The 336-nt window shown below is 63.7% G+C and carries 1 protein-coding gene; it reads left to right on the plus strand.

Annotation, left to right across the window (positions count from 1 at the left end):
* Window positions 1–22 precede the first annotated feature (22 nt).
* A partial coding sequence (locus HX774_RS19565) for a cupin domain-containing protein (protein WP_218650549.1) occupies window positions 23–336 on the plus strand: 314 nt, incomplete at its 3' end.

The raw sequence follows: 336 nt of genomic DNA on the forward strand, positions 1-336 counted from the left end.
GCCACGCACATCGCACGACGGCATGCTGCCGCTTAGTCAAACCGGCCGGGGCGCGGCTGACGTCGATCTGCTTTGCGGTCGCTTCGTTCACGAGCACGGCTCGACCACGCTGCTTGTACGCACCCTGCCCGATCCGTTGCATGTGTCATTGACTGATAGTGCGTCATTTACGGCGCTGCAAGCACTCATTGGGCTGATGCGCGACGAAGCCGAAACGCGCGCACCGGGCGCGCTGGCGATCGTCACCTCACTGAGCCAGGCTTTGCTGACGATGGCCCTGCGCGCCTATGGTCAGCGAGAAAACGCGAGCCCAGGCACGTTGACGCTGCTGTCGGA

The organism is Brevundimonas sp. P7753 (assembly GCF_013386595.1).
In the GTDB taxonomy this organism is placed as follows: Bacteria; Pseudomonadota; Alphaproteobacteria; order Caulobacterales; family Caulobacteraceae; genus Brevundimonas; species Brevundimonas bullata.